Annotated in this window: 14 protein-coding genes and 3 tRNA genes; 10 read left to right on the top strand and 7 right to left on the bottom strand. The window is 73.1% G+C overall.

The features are described 5' to 3' along the window. Nucleotides 1-39: 39 nt before the first annotated feature. On the bottom strand, nucleotides 40-444 hold the full coding sequence (locus tag PSED_RS02955; RefSeq protein WP_013672775.1) for a ricin B lectin: 405 nt from the start codon (nucleotides 442-444) through the stop codon (nucleotides 40-42). Here PSED_RS02955 and PSED_RS02950 point away from each other — a divergent pair. Genes PSED_RS02950 through PSED_RS02940 form a run of 3 tightly spaced genes read left to right on the top strand, consistent with a single transcriptional unit; the run spans nucleotide 437 to nucleotide 3,062 of the window. Beyond that, nucleotides 437-895, top strand: coding sequence for a hypothetical protein (locus PSED_RS02950; protein ID WP_158511286.1), 459 nt, complete (start codon nucleotides 437-439; stop codon nucleotides 893-895). The two genes, PSED_RS02955 and PSED_RS02950, sit on opposite strands and share 8 nt — an antisense overlap. Then, the gene (locus PSED_RS02945; RefSeq protein WP_013672774.1) at nucleotides 892-1,512 is read left to right on the top strand and encodes an acyl-CoA-like ligand-binding transcription factor; all 621 of its coding nucleotides are present in this window, start codon (nucleotides 892-894) and stop codon (nucleotides 1,510-1,512) included. Before PSED_RS02950 ends, PSED_RS02945 begins: the two co-directional genes overlap by 4 nt. Next, the gene (locus tag PSED_RS02940; protein WP_013672773.1) at nucleotides 1,509-3,062 is read left to right on the top strand and encodes an FAD-dependent monooxygenase; all 1,554 of its coding nucleotides are present in this window, start codon (nucleotides 1,509-1,511) and stop codon (nucleotides 3,060-3,062) included. The genes PSED_RS02945 and PSED_RS02940 overlap by 4 nt, the downstream gene beginning before the upstream one ends. Before the next feature lie 235 nt (nucleotides 3,063-3,297). On the opposite strand, the gene PSED_RS02935 is transcribed toward PSED_RS02940, so the two are convergent. From PSED_RS02935 to PSED_RS02920, 4 genes are all read right to left on the bottom strand, one after another. Next, nucleotides 3,298-3,371: transfer RNA gene (locus PSED_RS02935), tRNA-Phe, on the bottom strand. Nucleotides 3,372-3,406: 35 nt separating this feature from the next. Then, nucleotides 3,407-3,480: transfer RNA gene (locus PSED_RS02930), tRNA-Asp, on the bottom strand. A gap of 19 nt (nucleotides 3,481-3,499) precedes the next feature. Further along, nucleotides 3,500-3,572, bottom strand: a tRNA-Glu gene (locus tag PSED_RS02925). A 145-nt stretch (nucleotides 3,573-3,717) separates the two neighbouring features. Then, the gene (locus PSED_RS02920) at nucleotides 3,718-3,951 is read right to left on the bottom strand and encodes a hypothetical protein (RefSeq protein ID WP_013672772.1); all 234 of its coding nucleotides are present in this window, start codon (nucleotides 3,949-3,951) and stop codon (nucleotides 3,718-3,720) included. 294 nt (nucleotides 3,952-4,245) lie between these two features. Here PSED_RS02920 and PSED_RS02915 point away from each other — a divergent pair, with 294 nt between their 5' ends. The 3 genes from PSED_RS02915 to PSED_RS02905 all read left to right on the top strand — a co-directional run bounded on the left by PSED_RS02915 (nucleotide 4,246) and on the right by PSED_RS02905 (nucleotide 5,314). Beyond that, nucleotides 4,246-4,527: a metal-sensitive transcriptional regulator gene (locus PSED_RS02915; RefSeq protein ID WP_013672771.1), complete on the top strand. Its 282-nt coding sequence runs from the start codon at nucleotides 4,246-4,248 to the stop codon at nucleotides 4,525-4,527. Nucleotides 4,528-4,593: 66 nt separating this feature from the next. Then, entirely contained in the window at nucleotides 4,594-4,815 is a 222-nt protein-coding gene (locus PSED_RS02910; RefSeq protein WP_013672770.1) for a heavy-metal-associated domain-containing protein, read from the top strand. A 37-nt stretch (nucleotides 4,816-4,852) separates the two neighbouring features. After that, a complete protein-coding gene (locus PSED_RS02905) occupies nucleotides 4,853-5,314 on the top strand; it encodes a hypothetical protein (protein ID WP_013672769.1) in 462 nt (153 codons plus the stop codon). A gap of 309 nt (nucleotides 5,315-5,623) precedes the next feature. Here the strand turns inward: PSED_RS02905 and PSED_RS02900 are convergent, their stop codons facing one another. After that, entirely contained in the window at nucleotides 5,624-6,964 is a 1,341-nt protein-coding gene (locus PSED_RS02900; protein ID WP_013672768.1) for a GDSL-type esterase/lipase family protein, read from the bottom strand. Nucleotides 6,965-7,243: 279 nt separating this feature from the next. On the opposite strand from PSED_RS02900, the gene PSED_RS02895 reads away from it, so the two are divergent. The 4 genes from PSED_RS02895 to PSED_RS02880 all read left to right on the top strand — a co-directional run bounded on the left by PSED_RS02895 (nucleotide 7,244) and on the right by PSED_RS02880 (nucleotide 12,758). Further along, nucleotides 7,244-9,133 (top strand): propionyl-CoA synthetase, encoded by a 1,890-nt coding sequence (locus PSED_RS02895; protein ID WP_013672767.1) that lies wholly within the window; start codon nucleotides 7,244-7,246, stop codon nucleotides 9,131-9,133. 477 nt (nucleotides 9,134-9,610) lie between these two features. Beyond that, nucleotides 9,611-9,805, top strand: coding sequence for a ferredoxin (locus PSED_RS35245; RefSeq protein ID WP_041759223.1), 195 nt, complete (start codon nucleotides 9,611-9,613; stop codon nucleotides 9,803-9,805). A 78-nt stretch (nucleotides 9,806-9,883) separates the two neighbouring features. Further along, nucleotides 9,884-11,488: an acyl--CoA ligase family protein gene (locus tag PSED_RS02885; protein WP_013672764.1), complete on the top strand. Its 1,605-nt coding sequence runs from the start codon at nucleotides 9,884-9,886 to the stop codon at nucleotides 11,486-11,488. Nucleotides 11,489-11,570: 82 nt separating this feature from the next. After that, nucleotides 11,571-12,758 carry an MFS transporter gene (locus PSED_RS02880; protein ID WP_013672763.1) on the top strand — a complete coding sequence of 396 codons (1,188 nt, stop codon included), beginning with the start codon at nucleotides 11,571-11,573 and terminating at the stop codon, nucleotides 12,756-12,758. Here PSED_RS02880 and PSED_RS02875 read toward each other — a convergent pair. Then, on the bottom strand, nucleotides 12,751-13,653 hold the full coding sequence (locus PSED_RS02875; RefSeq protein WP_013672762.1) for a DUF72 domain-containing protein: 903 nt from the start codon (nucleotides 13,651-13,653) through the stop codon (nucleotides 12,751-12,753). The two genes, PSED_RS02880 and PSED_RS02875, sit on opposite strands and share 8 nt — an antisense overlap. Nucleotides 13,654-13,662 lie beyond the last annotated feature (9 nt).

Here is a 13,662-nt window from a genome sequence, read left to right as displayed (position 1 = left end):
CTAGACGCCCGGTGCCCGGGCGTTCGCGGACCCGGGCGTTCAGCCCGAGAAGCAGCGGCCGCCGGAGTAGAGCGGCGTGCTCGACACCGTCCGGCCCGGCGGCGGGTTCAGCTCCACCGTGACGCGGCCCTCAGGTGTCAGCTGGTGCTGACAGGCCGTGACGCTGCTGTCGTTCCCGTTGGGCATGAAGAGGTCGAGGTGCGGGACGCGTCCGTCGCCCCATTCGGCGATGCACGACTCGCAGTCGTCCTCCATCACGAAGTACTTCTGCACCGTGGGGACGTAGACGAGCGTGCCGACGGCGATCTCCCGCGGGTCGCTCGCCAGGGTCAGCGGATCGGCGTAGGTGCCGGTGCCGCCTGCCTGCGAGTGCCGCGCGTTGGGGTGCGCGATCGCGCGGCTGCCGGGCGGGTCGTTGTCGTAGGCGGAGTAATACGTGATCACGGTGCTGAACGGACGGCCCGCCGGTCCGGCCGCCGGTGCCGTCGTCGTGCGGGGCCGGGCGGCGGCAGGTGCCGACGTCGCGGCGCTCGTCCGTGGCGCCGACGTCCTCGGGGCAGAGGTCGGGGCGGAGGTCGGAGCGGAGGTCGGAGCCGTGGTCGGGGCCGGCGCCGTGGTGGGTGCCGTCGTCACCGACGGTCCCGGGACCGCAGGCAACGGCAGCTCCTCGACCGCGCAGGCCGAGGCCGCGACCAGGCTGCAGGCGAGCACGACGACCCGCGCGGCCCGCAGGCCCACGCGGAGGCGTCGACGTCCGTTTTCTCCCATCACCGCGCTCGATCCAACCAGGTGCCCATCGACGGCTGTCACCCGATGGGGTCACGGTCACGCTGAAATTTGCCTGAGAGGCAATTTTGCCGATCAGGCAACGATGTGCGTACGGTTCGTCGTGTGAGCGGGCTGCGGGAGCGGAAGAAGAGTGCGACGCGGGTTGCGCTGAGCTGGGCCGCGGTCCGGCTCGTCGTCGAGCGGGGGTACGACGCCGTCCGCGTCGAGGACATCGCCGCCGCAGCCGATGTCTCGGTCCGCACGTTCCGCAACTACTTCCCGACGAAGGCCGATGCGATCGCGTTCCGCCACCGTGAGCGCATCGAGCAGCTGGCCGACGCGTTGCGCGCGCGACCCGTCGACGAGCCGCTGTGGGACGCCGTCCGGTCCGCCGTGCAGGAGCGGTTCGCGCTCGGCGTCGAGACCGACGGCGCGCCGCCCGACCGACAGTGGATCGACGGTGTCCGGGTGATGGTCGAGGAGCCCGCACTGGCCGGCGCGCTGCAGAAGGCCGTCGCCGGAGCGCAGACGGCGCTCGCCGAGGCCGTCGCCGCACGGACGGGCACCGACCCGCGGCGCGACCTCTACCCCACTCTCGTCGCCGCCGCCGTGGGCGCGGTCGTCTCGTCGGCGTCCGAGCTGTGGCTGCGCGCGGACCCGCCCGTCCCCTTCGCACCGCTGCTGCAGGAGGGCTTCGACCGGCTCACCGCCGGACTACCACCGACCTCGGGGAGCACATCATGATCGACGTCGTCATCGCGGGCGCGGGCCCGAACGGGCTCATGCTCGCCTGCGAGCTCGTCCTCGCGGGCGCGCGGCCGCTCGTCGTGGAACAGCTGCGCGAGCCCGCGACCGAACCGAAGGCCAACGGCCTGGTCGGGCAGGTCGTACGGCTCGTCGACCGGCGTGGGCTGCACGCCGCGCTGGCCGGGACCGACGAGCCGCCACGGCCGGCTCCCGGATTCGTCTTCGGAGCCCTGCCGCTCGATCTCTCGCGTCTCGACGACCAAACCCTGCATCTGCTGCCGGTGCCGCAGCGCCGGCTCGAGCAGGTCCTGCGCTCGCGCGCCGTCGAACTCGGCATCGAGGTCAGGTGGGGTGCGGGGGTCACCGGATACACCGAGACCGCCGACGGCGTACGGGTCGACCTCTCGCCCGGATCAGGAGCGGTCGAGGCCCGTTTCCTCGTCGGCGCCGACGGCGGGCACAGCACGGTCCGGCGCCTCGCCGGCATCGGTTTCCCCGGAGTGACGAACGACGACTCCGTCTCACGCTCGGTGCACGCCGAGGTGCCGGCCGGCTGGGTGCACGAACCGACCGGCTCCCTCGACGTCCCCGGCTTCGGCCGGGTGCCGGGGTTCCGGCACCTGCGCACCGAGCGCGGTCTCGTCGTGTTCGCCCGGCTGCCCGGCAGGCCGCCGGCACTGACGACGGTCGAGTGGCCCGCCGCCGACGATCCCGTGCCCGACGGCCCGCTGACCCTCGCCGAGATGGCGGCGAGCCTGCGCCGCGTGCTGGGCGCCGACGTCCCGCTGACCGCGCCGACCGGCGACGGCCCGTTCCTGCTGCGCCGGCTGGTCGGGCAGAACTCCCGCATCGCCGAGCGGTACCGCGCCGGACGGGTCTTCCTCGTCGGCGACGCCGCCCACGTGCACTGGGGGATCGGCGGCCCGGGCCTCAATCTCGGGCTGCAGGATGCGGTCAACCTCGGCTGGAAGCTGGCCGCGGCCGTCAACGGGTGGGCACCCGCCGGCCTGCTCGACAGCTACGAGGTCGAACGGATGCCCGCCAGCAGGCGCGTCGTGATGTCGACGCAGGCCCAGACCGCGCTCGTCGCCCCCGGACCCGAGGTCACCGCGCTGCGCGAGTGGACGGCCGAACTGCTCGCCGACGGCGCGAACGCGCGGCGCGTCGCCGAGATGATGGCCGGTGCCGACGTCCGCTACCCGACGCGCAGCGACCACGAGCTCGCCGGCGGCTTCGCGCCCGACCTCATGGTCGACGGGGTCCGGCTCGCCGAGCTGTGCCGCACCGCCAGACCGCTGCTGGTCGACGGCACGGGCACGCTCGCTGCGGTCGCCGAACCGTGGTCGGATCGTGTCGACGTCGTCGCGGGCCGGCTCGACCTCACCGGGACCGGGACGACGGCCCTGCTGGTACGACCCGACTCCTACGTGGCGTGGGCGTCGTCGGACCCGGCACCGGCCGCGGCGTCTCTGGTCGACGCGCTCGTCGACACCTTCGGAGCGCCGTCGCGGGCAGGCGTCGGCGCGACCGGCGGCCGACCGGGCTGATGCGCGGTAGCTCGTCCGATCCGAACGTCGGCTCCGGCGGCCCCGGTCGTCTCGTCGAGCCCGCCATGCGCCTCCCCGACCCGACGACGCCGCGGGCAGCGCCTCTCCTACGCGCTCCACCAGGGCGACGCCCTCGACCTCGTCCGCGCGGCGACGAATGCAACCACGCCGGGAAGGAGCCGGTCCGCGACGAACGCGTGACCGAAGCCGCACAGGGTGACGCGGGGAGAAAGTGTGGCCAGGGGCGGGGTCGAACCGCCGACCTTCCGCTTTTCAGGCGGACGCTCGTACCAACTGAGCTACCTGGCCTGGCCGCCGGCAAAGCCGGGAACCGGAGAGTGAAGCGACCCAGACGGGACTCGAACCCGCGACCTTCGCCGTGACAGGGCGACGCGCTAACCAACTGCGCCACTGGGCCTTACGTACTGCGACTACCGTACCCCCAACGGGATTCGAACCCGCGCTGCCGCCTTGAAAGGGCGGAGTCCTAGGCCGCTAGACGATGGGGGCTGGACTCCGCTGGCGGCGTCCTGACCTCCAACGGCTGTCCGTTGGGAGCGACGAAAGCATATGACAGCCCCCCACGCCCCTTTTCACCCACCCCCCTCCAGCCCGTTCGGGCTGCTCAGGAGCCGTACGGGGGGCCGGCGGGCCGTCAGCGGCTGACCGGCGGCGGCTGGTCCGGATTGGACGAGATCAGGCCGAGCATGTCGAGCAGCAGCCGGAGGTCCTCGGAGTCCTCCGAGTTCTCGGCGACGACGAGTCTTGCCTTCTGGACCTGGTCGTCGGAGACGCGGTAGGCGTCGGCGGCGGTGCGCGGGCCGGGGATCGCTCCCGACGCACCCTGCCTGACGTCCCCGAACTCCCGTCGAGCGCTACCGATGGTCATCGACGTCTCCCCGTTCCGTCGCGCCTGGTCCCGGCGCTGCGCGGCGGGCGCACGTGCACCCGCCCCCGCCTCCGCCGGGCACACCGGCAGGACCGGGCCGGGAACGCCCCCCGTATCGGCACCTGGCGACCACCCCCGTGGCCGTGACCAAGACGTTACCGATGGCAGGCTGCCGACGCATGCCGCTGCCCGGGTGAGGGAGACGATCGACGGTGCGTCACGAGCCACACCGGCTCGGCGGCGGGCGCGTACCCCCACCCCGTATGCTCGAAACGGAGCAGCCGGGAGGTCGCCATGCCCTCGTACACCGACAACCGCGAGGCCCACCTGCGACGACTGCGTCGCGTGGAGGGCCAGGTCCGCGGCCTGCAGCGGATGGTCGCCGAGGACACCTACTGCATCGACGTGCTGACCCAGGTGTCCGCCGCCACCAGGGCGTTGCAGTCGTTCGCGCTCGAGCTGCTCACCGAGCACATGTCGGGATGCCTGGTCGATGCGGCCCGGGCCGGCGACGAGGAGGGCGAGGCGAAGGTCCAGGAGGCCGCCGCCGCGATCGCCCGGCTCGTCCGGTCCTGACGCACGGACACCCATCCGGTCGCGGCGGCGACGGCATTCGGAAAGACCCAGGAAGAGCGAGGACCAATGAGCATCGAGACCCCGTTCCGCACCGACGTCATCGTCTCCGGGATGACCTGCGGGCACTGCACGGCGTCGGTCCGCGAGGAGGTCGGTGAGCTGGCCGGCGTGCGCGACGTCGAGGTCGACCTGTCCACCGGCCTGGTCACCATCAGCAGCGACCGCGAGCTGCCGCTCGACGAGATCCGCGGCGCGGTCACCGAGGCGGGCTACACGCTCGCGGACTGACCCCCCGGCCGGGGCGGGCCGGACCTAGGCTGCGCGCATGGCCGCCGACGGTGTTCCTGACGACGGGTCCCGCCCCGCACGGCCACGCCACCGCGTCCCGCCCGGGACGACCCGCGCGAACGACCGGACAGCCGACCGCACGGCCCTGCGGGCCGGTCGGAGCCGCGCCTCCGGCGGACGTCCCCCGCGGTCGGGCGACGCCCTGCCCGCGCACGATCCCGAGCTCGACTCCTACCTCGCGGCGCTCGCCCCGGACCCCGACGGCCCGCTGGAGTCGACGGGACGCTTCGGCACCGCGCAGGTCTTCCAGCTGAGGCTGCCACCACTGAGGGTCGAGCAGCTGCGGCGGGTGGCGGAGGAACGCGGCGTCTCCCCGGGCTCGCTCGCACTCGACTGGGTGATCGAGCGCCTGGACCGCGAGGACATGCCGACGGGCCCGCTCGAGCGGGTCCGCGACGAGCCGGCCCGGCGTCCCCGGTTCCGCCGCCGCAAGCCCTGACGACCGTCGCCCACCGGTCGCAACCCCACCGCTGCAGATCGCCCCCGTCGACGACCATGAGGTTGCGCCCGACATCCGACGCGCAACCTGAGCGCTCCCGACCGGCTCGCCGACGACCCTCAGGTTGCGCCCGACACTCGACGGGCAACCTGAGCGCTCCCGATCAGCTCGCCGACGACCGTCAGGTTGCGCTCGGCCGGCACGGTGCGGGCGGGACCGGGCGAGGGCGGAGGACCGGGCGAGGGGCAGAGGGCTCGGCGAGGGGCAGAGGGCTCGGCGAGGGGCGGAGGCTCGGGGAAAGCAGAGGGCTCAGCGGCCGCCCGAGACCACGACCGAGGACGCGCCGTCGCCGGCCAGGCAGGGGCTTCCCGCCAGGGCGTCGGTCCGCACGGCGCCGGCGAGGGCGCGGTACCCGGCGGCGGACAGGTGCAGACCGTCTCCGGAGTCGTAGGCGGGGGCGAGCCGATCGGGCCGGGCGGGGTCGGCGACGGCGGCGGCGAAGTCGAAGACGCCGTCGGAGTGCGCGGGGCCCTGGCCGAGCACCCAGGCGTTGACGGCGGTACGCGTCGCCTGCCCGGCCGCCGTCCCGCGCGGGCCGGTGCGGGAGGGCGTGATCGTCGTCAGGAAGACGCGGAGGCCGGCCGCCCGGGCCTGGTCGGCGAAGCGGACGAGCCCGGCCTCGATCTGGTCGGCGGCGCGGCCCTCGGCGATGTCGTTGGTACCGATGTGCAGCACGACGTCGGTGACCCCCGCCGCGGCGGCGACGTCGAACCGGAAGCGGGTCGCGGGCGAGTCGCCGACGCCGAACGCGTCGGCGAGCAACTGGTTGCCCGAGATGCCGGCGTTGAGCACGGACATCTGCGCGGCGCCGACCTCGGTGGCGAGCCGGGCGGACAGAGCGTCGGACCAGCGGTCGTTCTCGTCGGGGTCGCTGCCGAGGCCGTCGGTGATCGAGTCCCCGACCAGCACGACGGCGTGCTCGGCGCGGGGCACGAGCACGTCGAGACCCGTCACGACGAACCAGGCGGTCACGGGCGTGCCGAACGCGGCGCCGGACGTCGAGTCGACGTGGTTGCCGGGGGCGCTGACCCACGAGGTCTGCAGTGCCAGCGGATGGGTGGCCACCCGATCGGGCTCCTGCGGGAGGAAGACGCTGACCGAGACGGGCAGGCCCGCCTGCGCGACGAACGGCACCGGATCGCTGACGATCTCCGCCCCAGCAGGGATCGTCACCTCGGCGCGTCCGTCGAACAGGACCGGCCGCGGGGCGCCACCACGCGTTCCCGCGCCCGTTCCCGTCGTGGCCGCGGACGCCGCGGCCACCACGAGCGGGACCTGCCCGTAGCGGTTGGACAACCGGACCCGGATCTCCGAGCCGGTCGACTGCGGGCGCAGCACCATCCGAAGCGTGCGGCCACCGAAGCGGCCACCGGCGGCAGCGGCCTCCGGGCCCGGCTGCGGGCTGGTCTGCCAGGCCGTGACCCAGGCGGGGCCGCAGGCCGGGTCGCCGGCCGGAACCTGCCCGGCCTCGGCCGAGGCCGTCCCACGCACGGTCCCGGCGACGACGACCCCTGCCACGACGGTGACGAGCACGGCGATCGCGGCGACGACGCGTCTGCGGGCCGTGAGGTCCCGAACCCTCGCACCCAACGTCGTCTCCTCGTCGCCCACGTCCCGCGAGTGCGGGACGTCCTGCCGGCCTATCGCCGTGCCCGGACCCGTCGTGACCCTCGACCGTCACCCCTTCGAGTGCTGCGCGAACCGTTACGAGTCCAGCAACGAGAGATCCCTCGGTGGAGTGAGTGATCCGTTCGAGTGATGACCCTCAGTGATGGCTCTCCTGATCCGACGATCAGGCAGAGGCGGCCTCGGAGCGGTCGCGCGACTAGGGTCTGCACGGAACTGCGAGTGAGTCGAGGAGGACCGCCGGTGGGCGCTTACGACGACATCTTCCGGGCCAGCGTCGAGGACCCCGAGCGGTTCTGGCTCGACGCGGCGGCGGCGCTGGACTGGCACACGGCGCCGACGACGGCACTCGACTCGTCCAACCCGCCCTTCTACCGGTGGTTCCCCGACGGGGAGCTCAACGTCGCGTACAACGCGCTGGACCGCCACGTCGACGCGGGCCGGGGCGACCAGGCCGCGCTGATCTACGACTCGCCCGTCACGCAGTCGCAGCGGAGCTACACCTACGCCGAGCTGCGCGACGAGGTCGCGCGCTTCGCCGGGGTCCTCGCCGGGCTGGGCGTGGGCGTCGGCGACCGCGTCGTCATCTACATGCCGATGGTCCCCGAGGCCGCCGTCGCGATGCTGGCGTGCGCCCGGATCGGCGCCGTGCACTCGGTCGTCTTCGGCGGGTTCGCGCCCAAGGAGCTGGCCGTCCGCATCGACGACGCCACCCCGAAGGTCGTCGTGTCCGCGTCGTGCGGCATCGAGGGCAAGCGGGTCATCGAGTACAAGCCGCTGCTGGACAAGGCCATCGAGCTGGCCGCGCACAAGCCCGACAGGCAGGTGATCCTGCAGCGCCCGCAGGCCGCCGCGGCGATGGGCGACGCGGACGTCGACTGGGTCGAGGCGATGGCCGGTGCCACCCCCGCCGATCCGGTGCCGGTCAAGGCGACCGATCCGCTCTACATCCTCTACACCTCGGGCACGACCGGGAAGCCGAAGGGCGTCGTGCGCGACGGCGGCGGCTACGCGGTCGCGCTGGCCTGGTCGATGCCCAACGTCTACGACGTCGGCGCCGGCGAGACGATCTTCACCGCGTCCGACGTCGGCTGGGTCGTCGGGCACTCCTACATCGTCTACGCGCCGCTGCTGGCCGGGGCCACGACGATCCTCTACGAGGGCAAGCCCGTCGGCACCCCCGACGCGGGCCAGTTCTGGCGGGTCGTCGCCGACCACGGGGTGAAGAGCCTGTTCACCGCCCCGACGGCGTTCCGGGCGATCAAGAAGGAGGACCCGAAGGCCGAGCACCTGCGCGACCACGACGTCTCCAGCCTGAAGTACCTCTTCCTCGCCGGCGAGCGTCTCGACCCCGAGACCTACCACTGGGCGTCGGACACCCTCGGCATCCCCGTGATCGACCACTGGTGGCAGACGGAGACGGGGTGGCCGATCGTCGCCAACCCGGCGGGCATCGAGCTGCTGCCGATCAAGCCCGGCTCGCCGACCCGCCCGCTGCCCGGCTGGGACGTGCAGGTCCTCGACATCGCAGGCAAGCCAGTCGAGGCCGGCACGGACGGCGCCATCGTGGTCAAGCTGCCGATGCCGCCGGGCGCGCTGCCGACGCTGTGGAACGACGACGAGCGCTTCGTCCGCTCGTACATGGCCGCGTTCGACGGCTACTACCTCACCGGCGACGGCGGCAACATCGACGAGGACGGCTACGTCTACGTCATGGGCCGCACCGACGACGTCATCAACGTCGCGGGCCACCGGCTGTCCACGGGCTCGATGGAGGAGGTCCTCGCGAGCCACCCCGACGTCGCCGAGTGCGCGGTCATCGGCGTGGCCGACTCGATGAAGGGCCAGATCCCGCGCGGGTTCGTCGTACTCAAGGCGGGTGTCGACGGCGCCGCCGAGGGCTACGAGGACACCCTGCGCGCCGAACTGGTGCAGCTGGTGCGCGACCAGATCGGGGCGGTCGCCTCGCTCAAGGACGTCGCCGTCGTCGCGGCGCTGCCCAAGACCCGCTCGGGAAAGATCCTGCGCAAGACGATGCGCGGCATCGCGGACGGCAACGACGAGCCGGTCCCCAGCACCATCGAGAGCGCCGAGGTGCTCGACGCGCTGCGACCGATCCTCCGCAAGGACTAACGGAGAATGCGCCGGACGCCGCCGAGTTGCTCGGCGTCCGGCGCAATTCTCCGGATCCGGTAACGGCGCACCGGGCCGACACGGATGGGCAGGCACGGTCCCGGGCCCCTACGGGATCGCGTCCGTCCACCGGAAGGCTGTACCCCGATGCCCGCGCCCGCGCTCCCCCGTGCCGCGGCCCTCGCCGGACTGCTCGGTGTCGTCCTCACCCTGACGATCGCCGGCGCCGCCGAGGGCAGGTCCACGCCGTCGTGCGCCCGATCCGGCTGTCCCCACGCCGGTTCCGTCTCCGCGCCCACACCCGCCACGCCCACGCCGCACACTCCCGAGCGGTCCGGTCCGGCTGCACCCGCCGCGCCCGCCCCGTGAGCAGGCGGCCGGTCGCGAGCCGCGCGGGACGCCGCACAGGGCAGGCGTGCCTGGTGTGAGGCTGACCTCACTCCCGCGGCCGTCGTGGCAGGGCGCACGATGTCGGCCATGAAGGTCGTCGTGGACTTTGATCTGTGCGAGAGCAACGCCGTCTGCATGGGCATCGCGCCCGAGGTCTTCGAGGTACGGGAGGACGACTTCCTCTACATCCTCGACGAGCACCCCGCCGAGGAGCTGCGCCCCAAGGTCGAGGAGGCCGTGCGGAGCTGCCCGAAGGCGGCCATCCGCATCGAGGAGGACTGAGGCCGGGCCCGGCCTTGCCGGGCGGCGCGACGCGGGTCAGGATCGCGACGGATCGCACGTCGTGACTGGAGGCCGTCGATGACCGTCGGACACACCGAACTGACCCCGTTGGCGTTCCTGCGCCGCTCGTCGGAGGTCTACCCGGGGAAGACGGCGATCGTCGCCGGCGAGCGCAGGTACACCTACGCGCAGTTCGCCGCGGAGACGACGCGGGTGGCGCACGCGTTGCGCGGCTCGGGCGTGCAGGCCGGCGACCGGGTCGCCTACCTGCTGCCCAATGTGCCGGAGATGCTCGTCGCGCACTTCGCCGTGCCGCTCGCGGGTGCCGTCCTCGTCGCGATCAACACCCGGTTGTCGACCGAGGAGGTCCGCTACATCCTCGACCACTCCGGGTCGAAGGTGCTGGTCGTCGACGCGGCGCTGTACCCGGTGGTCGCCCCCCTCGTGGGAGAGCTGGCGACGGTCGAGGAGATCATCACCGTCGTCGACCCGGCGAGCCCCGGCGACGGCATCGGCAGTGGCACCACCTACGGCGACCTGCTCGCCCGTGGCTCCGACGACCCCCTGCCCTGGGAGGTCGACGACGAGAACCGGGCGATCTCGATCAACTACACCTCGGGGACGACGGGCCGCCCCAAGGGCGTGCAGTACACCCACCGCGGCGCGTACCTGAACTCGTTCGGCGAGGTCGTGCACTCCGCGCACACGCCCGACACCGTCTACCTGTGGACGCTGCCGATGTTCCACTGCAACGGCTGGTGCACCCCGTGGGCGGTCACCGGGATCGGCGGCACCCACGTCTGCCTGCGCGAGGTCCGGGGTGATGTCATCTGGAAGCTGATCAGCGAGCACGGCGTCACGCACCTCAACGGCGCGCCCACCGTCGTCACCACGATCATGAACGCGGCCGAGGCGGTGAAGCTCGACTACCAGCTGGTGATCACCACCGCGGGCGCCCCGCCGTCGCCGACGACGATCCTGCAGATGGAACGGATGGGCTTCCGCATCGTCCACGTCTACGGGCTCACCGAGACCTACGGCCCGTACTCGGTCAACCAGTACCAGCGCGCGTGGGACGAGCTCGACGCCGAGGAGCGCGCGGCCCTGCAGGCCCGCCAGGGCGTCGGCATGATCCAGACGGACGCGCTGCGCGTCGTGGACGAGCACATGGTCGACGTGCCGCGCGACGGCGCGACGATGGGCGAGATCGTCATGCGCGGCAACAACGTCATGGCCGGCTACTACGACGACCCGGAGGGCACCGAGAAGGCGTTCGCAGGCGGCTGGTTCCACTCCGGCGACCTGGGCGTCGTGCATCCCGACGGCTACGTCGAGCTGCGGGACCGGGCGAAGGACGTCGTCATCTCCGGCGGCGAGAACATCTCGACGGTCGAGGTCGAGCAGGCCGTCGTGTCGCACCCGGCGGTGCTGGAGGCGGCCGTCGTCGGCGTGCCCGACGAGCAGTGGGGCGAGCGGCCGAAGGCGTTCGTCGTGCTGAAGGGCGGGCAGCAGACCACGCCGGACGAGGTCATCGAGCACGTGAAGTCGAAGATCGCGCGCTACAAGGCGCCCCGCGACGTCGAGATCGTCGACGAGCTGCCCAAGACCTCGACGGGCAAGGTGCAGAAGTTCGAGCTGCGCGAGAAGGAGTGGGCCGGGCACGGGAGCCGGATCAAGGGCTGACCGGTCGGTCGGTATCCGGTCGTCCGCGGATGCACCACACATCTGGGACAAACGCCGCCCGATCCGGTTAGCGTTGCTCAGCGTGGGTGGGGAACTGGGCGCGCGCCGGGCGGTCGTCGGAGCCGTCGCGGTCTCGACGGCGTCGGTGCTGCCCGTCTTCCTGACCGGTGCGCTGGCCGTCCAGATCTCCGGTGAGCTGGGCTTCGACCCGGCGGGCCTCGGCCTGGTCGTCGCGCTCTACTTCGGGGCGAGCGCGGTGGCGTCGCTGCCGGTCGGCTGGCTGGTGGAGCGGTTCGGCCCGACGGCGACGAGCCGCATCGCCGTCGTCGGCGCCGCGACGCTGATGCTCGCGGTCGGGTTCGGCGCCCGGTCCTACGGCCTGCTGGTGGCCCTGCTGCTGTGCAGCTGCTGGTGCAATGTCATGGGGCAGCTGTCGTCGAACCTGACGCTGGCCCGGTTCGTGCCGGAGCGGCGGCTCGGCCTGTCCTTTGGGTTCAAACAGTCGTCCGTCCCGGCCGCGACGCTGCTCTCCGGCCTCGCCGTGCCCGCGATCGCGCTGACGCTCGGCTGGCGCTGGGCGTTCGTCATGGGCGCCGGGCTGGCGCTGCTCGCCCTGCCGCTGACGCCGCGGAGCCGGGAGCCCTACGTCCGCACGAAGGTCGATCCGGCCGACCGCGCGACCGGCGCGCTCGCCGTCATCGGCGCGGGCGCCGGGCTGGGCGCGGCAGCGGCGGGCGCGCTGGGGGTGTTCCTGGTGGCCTCGGCCGTCGACCAGGGCGTGGACCCGGGCCTCGCCGGCCTGGTGCTCACCATGGGTAGCGTCGTCGGGCTCGTGCTTCGGCTGCTGCACGGCTGGCTCGCCGACCGTCGGACGGGCGGGCACATCGCCGTCGTCGCGGCCAGCATGGCGCTGGGCGCGATCGGGCTCGGACTGCTGGCGGTCCCGGGGCCGGTGCCGCTGGTGCTCGGCACGGTACTGGCGTTCGGGCTCGGCTGGGCGTGGCCCGGGCTGCTGCAGTTCGCCGTCGTCCGGCTCAACCCGGCCGCACCCGCGGCGGCGACGTCGGTCGTGCAGGTCGGCGTCTACGCGGGGGCGTTCCTCGGCCCCGTCGTCTTCGGGTTCCTCGCGACGCACAGCGGTTTCGGGGCGGCCTGGGCCGTCGGCGCGGGGACGATGGTCGTCGCGGCGGCGGCGATGATCCTCGGCCGGCGGATGCTGGTGGCGCACCGGGTGAGCCGGGAGGCGCGGCTCGCGGCCGCCGTCAGTTGAGCCTCGCCGCCAGGGCGATCGCGTCCCGCGGGGCGTGCACCTTCATGTCGTTGTCGAAGTAGACGTACACGTCGCGGCCGGGCACCGGTGCCATCGGCGGCGCCACCGTGAACTCCCCCGTCGGCGACTCCCCTGCCGCCCACCGCCGGATCCGTGCCGCCCACGAGTCCAGCGCGGCGTCGGAGTACCCGCTCGCGTACAGCTCGACGTCGCCGTGCAGCCGGACGTAGGCGAACCCGGCGGTCATGTCCTCCAGATGCGGCCACGTCCCCGCCGTGTCGGCGACGACGAGCGCGACGTCGAGCTCCCGCAACAGCGCGACGACGGCCGGGTCGGCGAAGCTCGGGTGCCGCACCTCCAGCGCGTGCCGGACGGGCCGGTCGGCGTCGGTGCTGGTCAGGGCGCGGCCGTCGAGCCGCTCGTCGTGCTTCTCGGCGAGCGCCGCCGCCTCGGCGGTGCTCCGCGGCAGGCACCGCAGGAACGTCTCGACGCGCTCGCGGTCCCACCGCATCCGCGGCGGCAGCTGCCACAGGACCGGCCCGAGCTTCGGGCCCAATGCGAGCAGGCCCGACGCGAAGAAGTTCGCGAGCACGACCTCGGGGTCGCGCAGCTGCTTCATGTGCGTCACGAACCGTGGGCCCTTGACCGAGAACACGAAGTCGTCGGGGGTCTGCGCGGCCCACAGCCGGTAGCTCTCCGGACGCTGCAGCGAGTAGAACGAGCCGTTGATCTCGATGCTCGACACCGCCCGCGACAGGTACTCCAGCTCCCGGCGCTGGGCGAGACCCTCGGGATAGAAGACGCCGCGCCACGGCGGGTAGCGCCAGCCCGACGTCCCGATCCGGATCCCGGTCACGGCGACGGAGTATCCCCGCGCGGCGCCGGACGCGGCCACCGGGAGAGG

Source organism: Pseudonocardia benzenivorans CB1190 (assembly GCF_000196675.2).
GTDB lineage: Bacteria > Actinomycetota > Actinomycetes > Mycobacteriales > Pseudonocardiaceae > Pseudonocardia > Pseudonocardia benzenivorans.
Note: the sequence above shows the minus strand (reverse complement) of the source record. Positions and strands in the feature narration are given on the sequence as shown.

Bases quoted from the DNA above. Each gene is read 5' to 3' on its own strand.
- PSED_RS35245 (WP_041759223.1), top strand. From the start codon at position 9,611: ATGAAGGTCGTCGTGGACTTTGATCTGTGCGAGAGCAACGCCGTCTGC.
- PSED_RS02885 (WP_013672764.1), top strand. From the start codon at position 9,884: ATGACCGTCGGACACACCGAACTGACCCCGTTGGCGTTCCTGCGCCGC.
- PSED_RS02940 (WP_013672773.1), top strand. From the start codon at position 1,509: ATGATCGACGTCGTCATCGCGGGCGCGGGCCCGAACGGGCTCATGCTC.
- PSED_RS02920 (WP_013672772.1), bottom strand. From the start codon at position 3,951: ATGACCATCGGTAGCGCTCGACGGGAGTTCGGGGACGTCAGGCAGGGT.
- PSED_RS02910 (WP_013672770.1), top strand. From the start codon at position 4,594: ATGAGCATCGAGACCCCGTTCCGCACCGACGTCATCGTCTCCGGGATG.
- PSED_RS02905 (WP_013672769.1), top strand. From the start codon at position 4,853: ATGGCCGCCGACGGTGTTCCTGACGACGGGTCCCGCCCCGCACGGCCA.
- PSED_RS02915 (WP_013672771.1), top strand. From the start codon at position 4,246: ATGCCCTCGTACACCGACAACCGCGAGGCCCACCTGCGACGACTGCGT.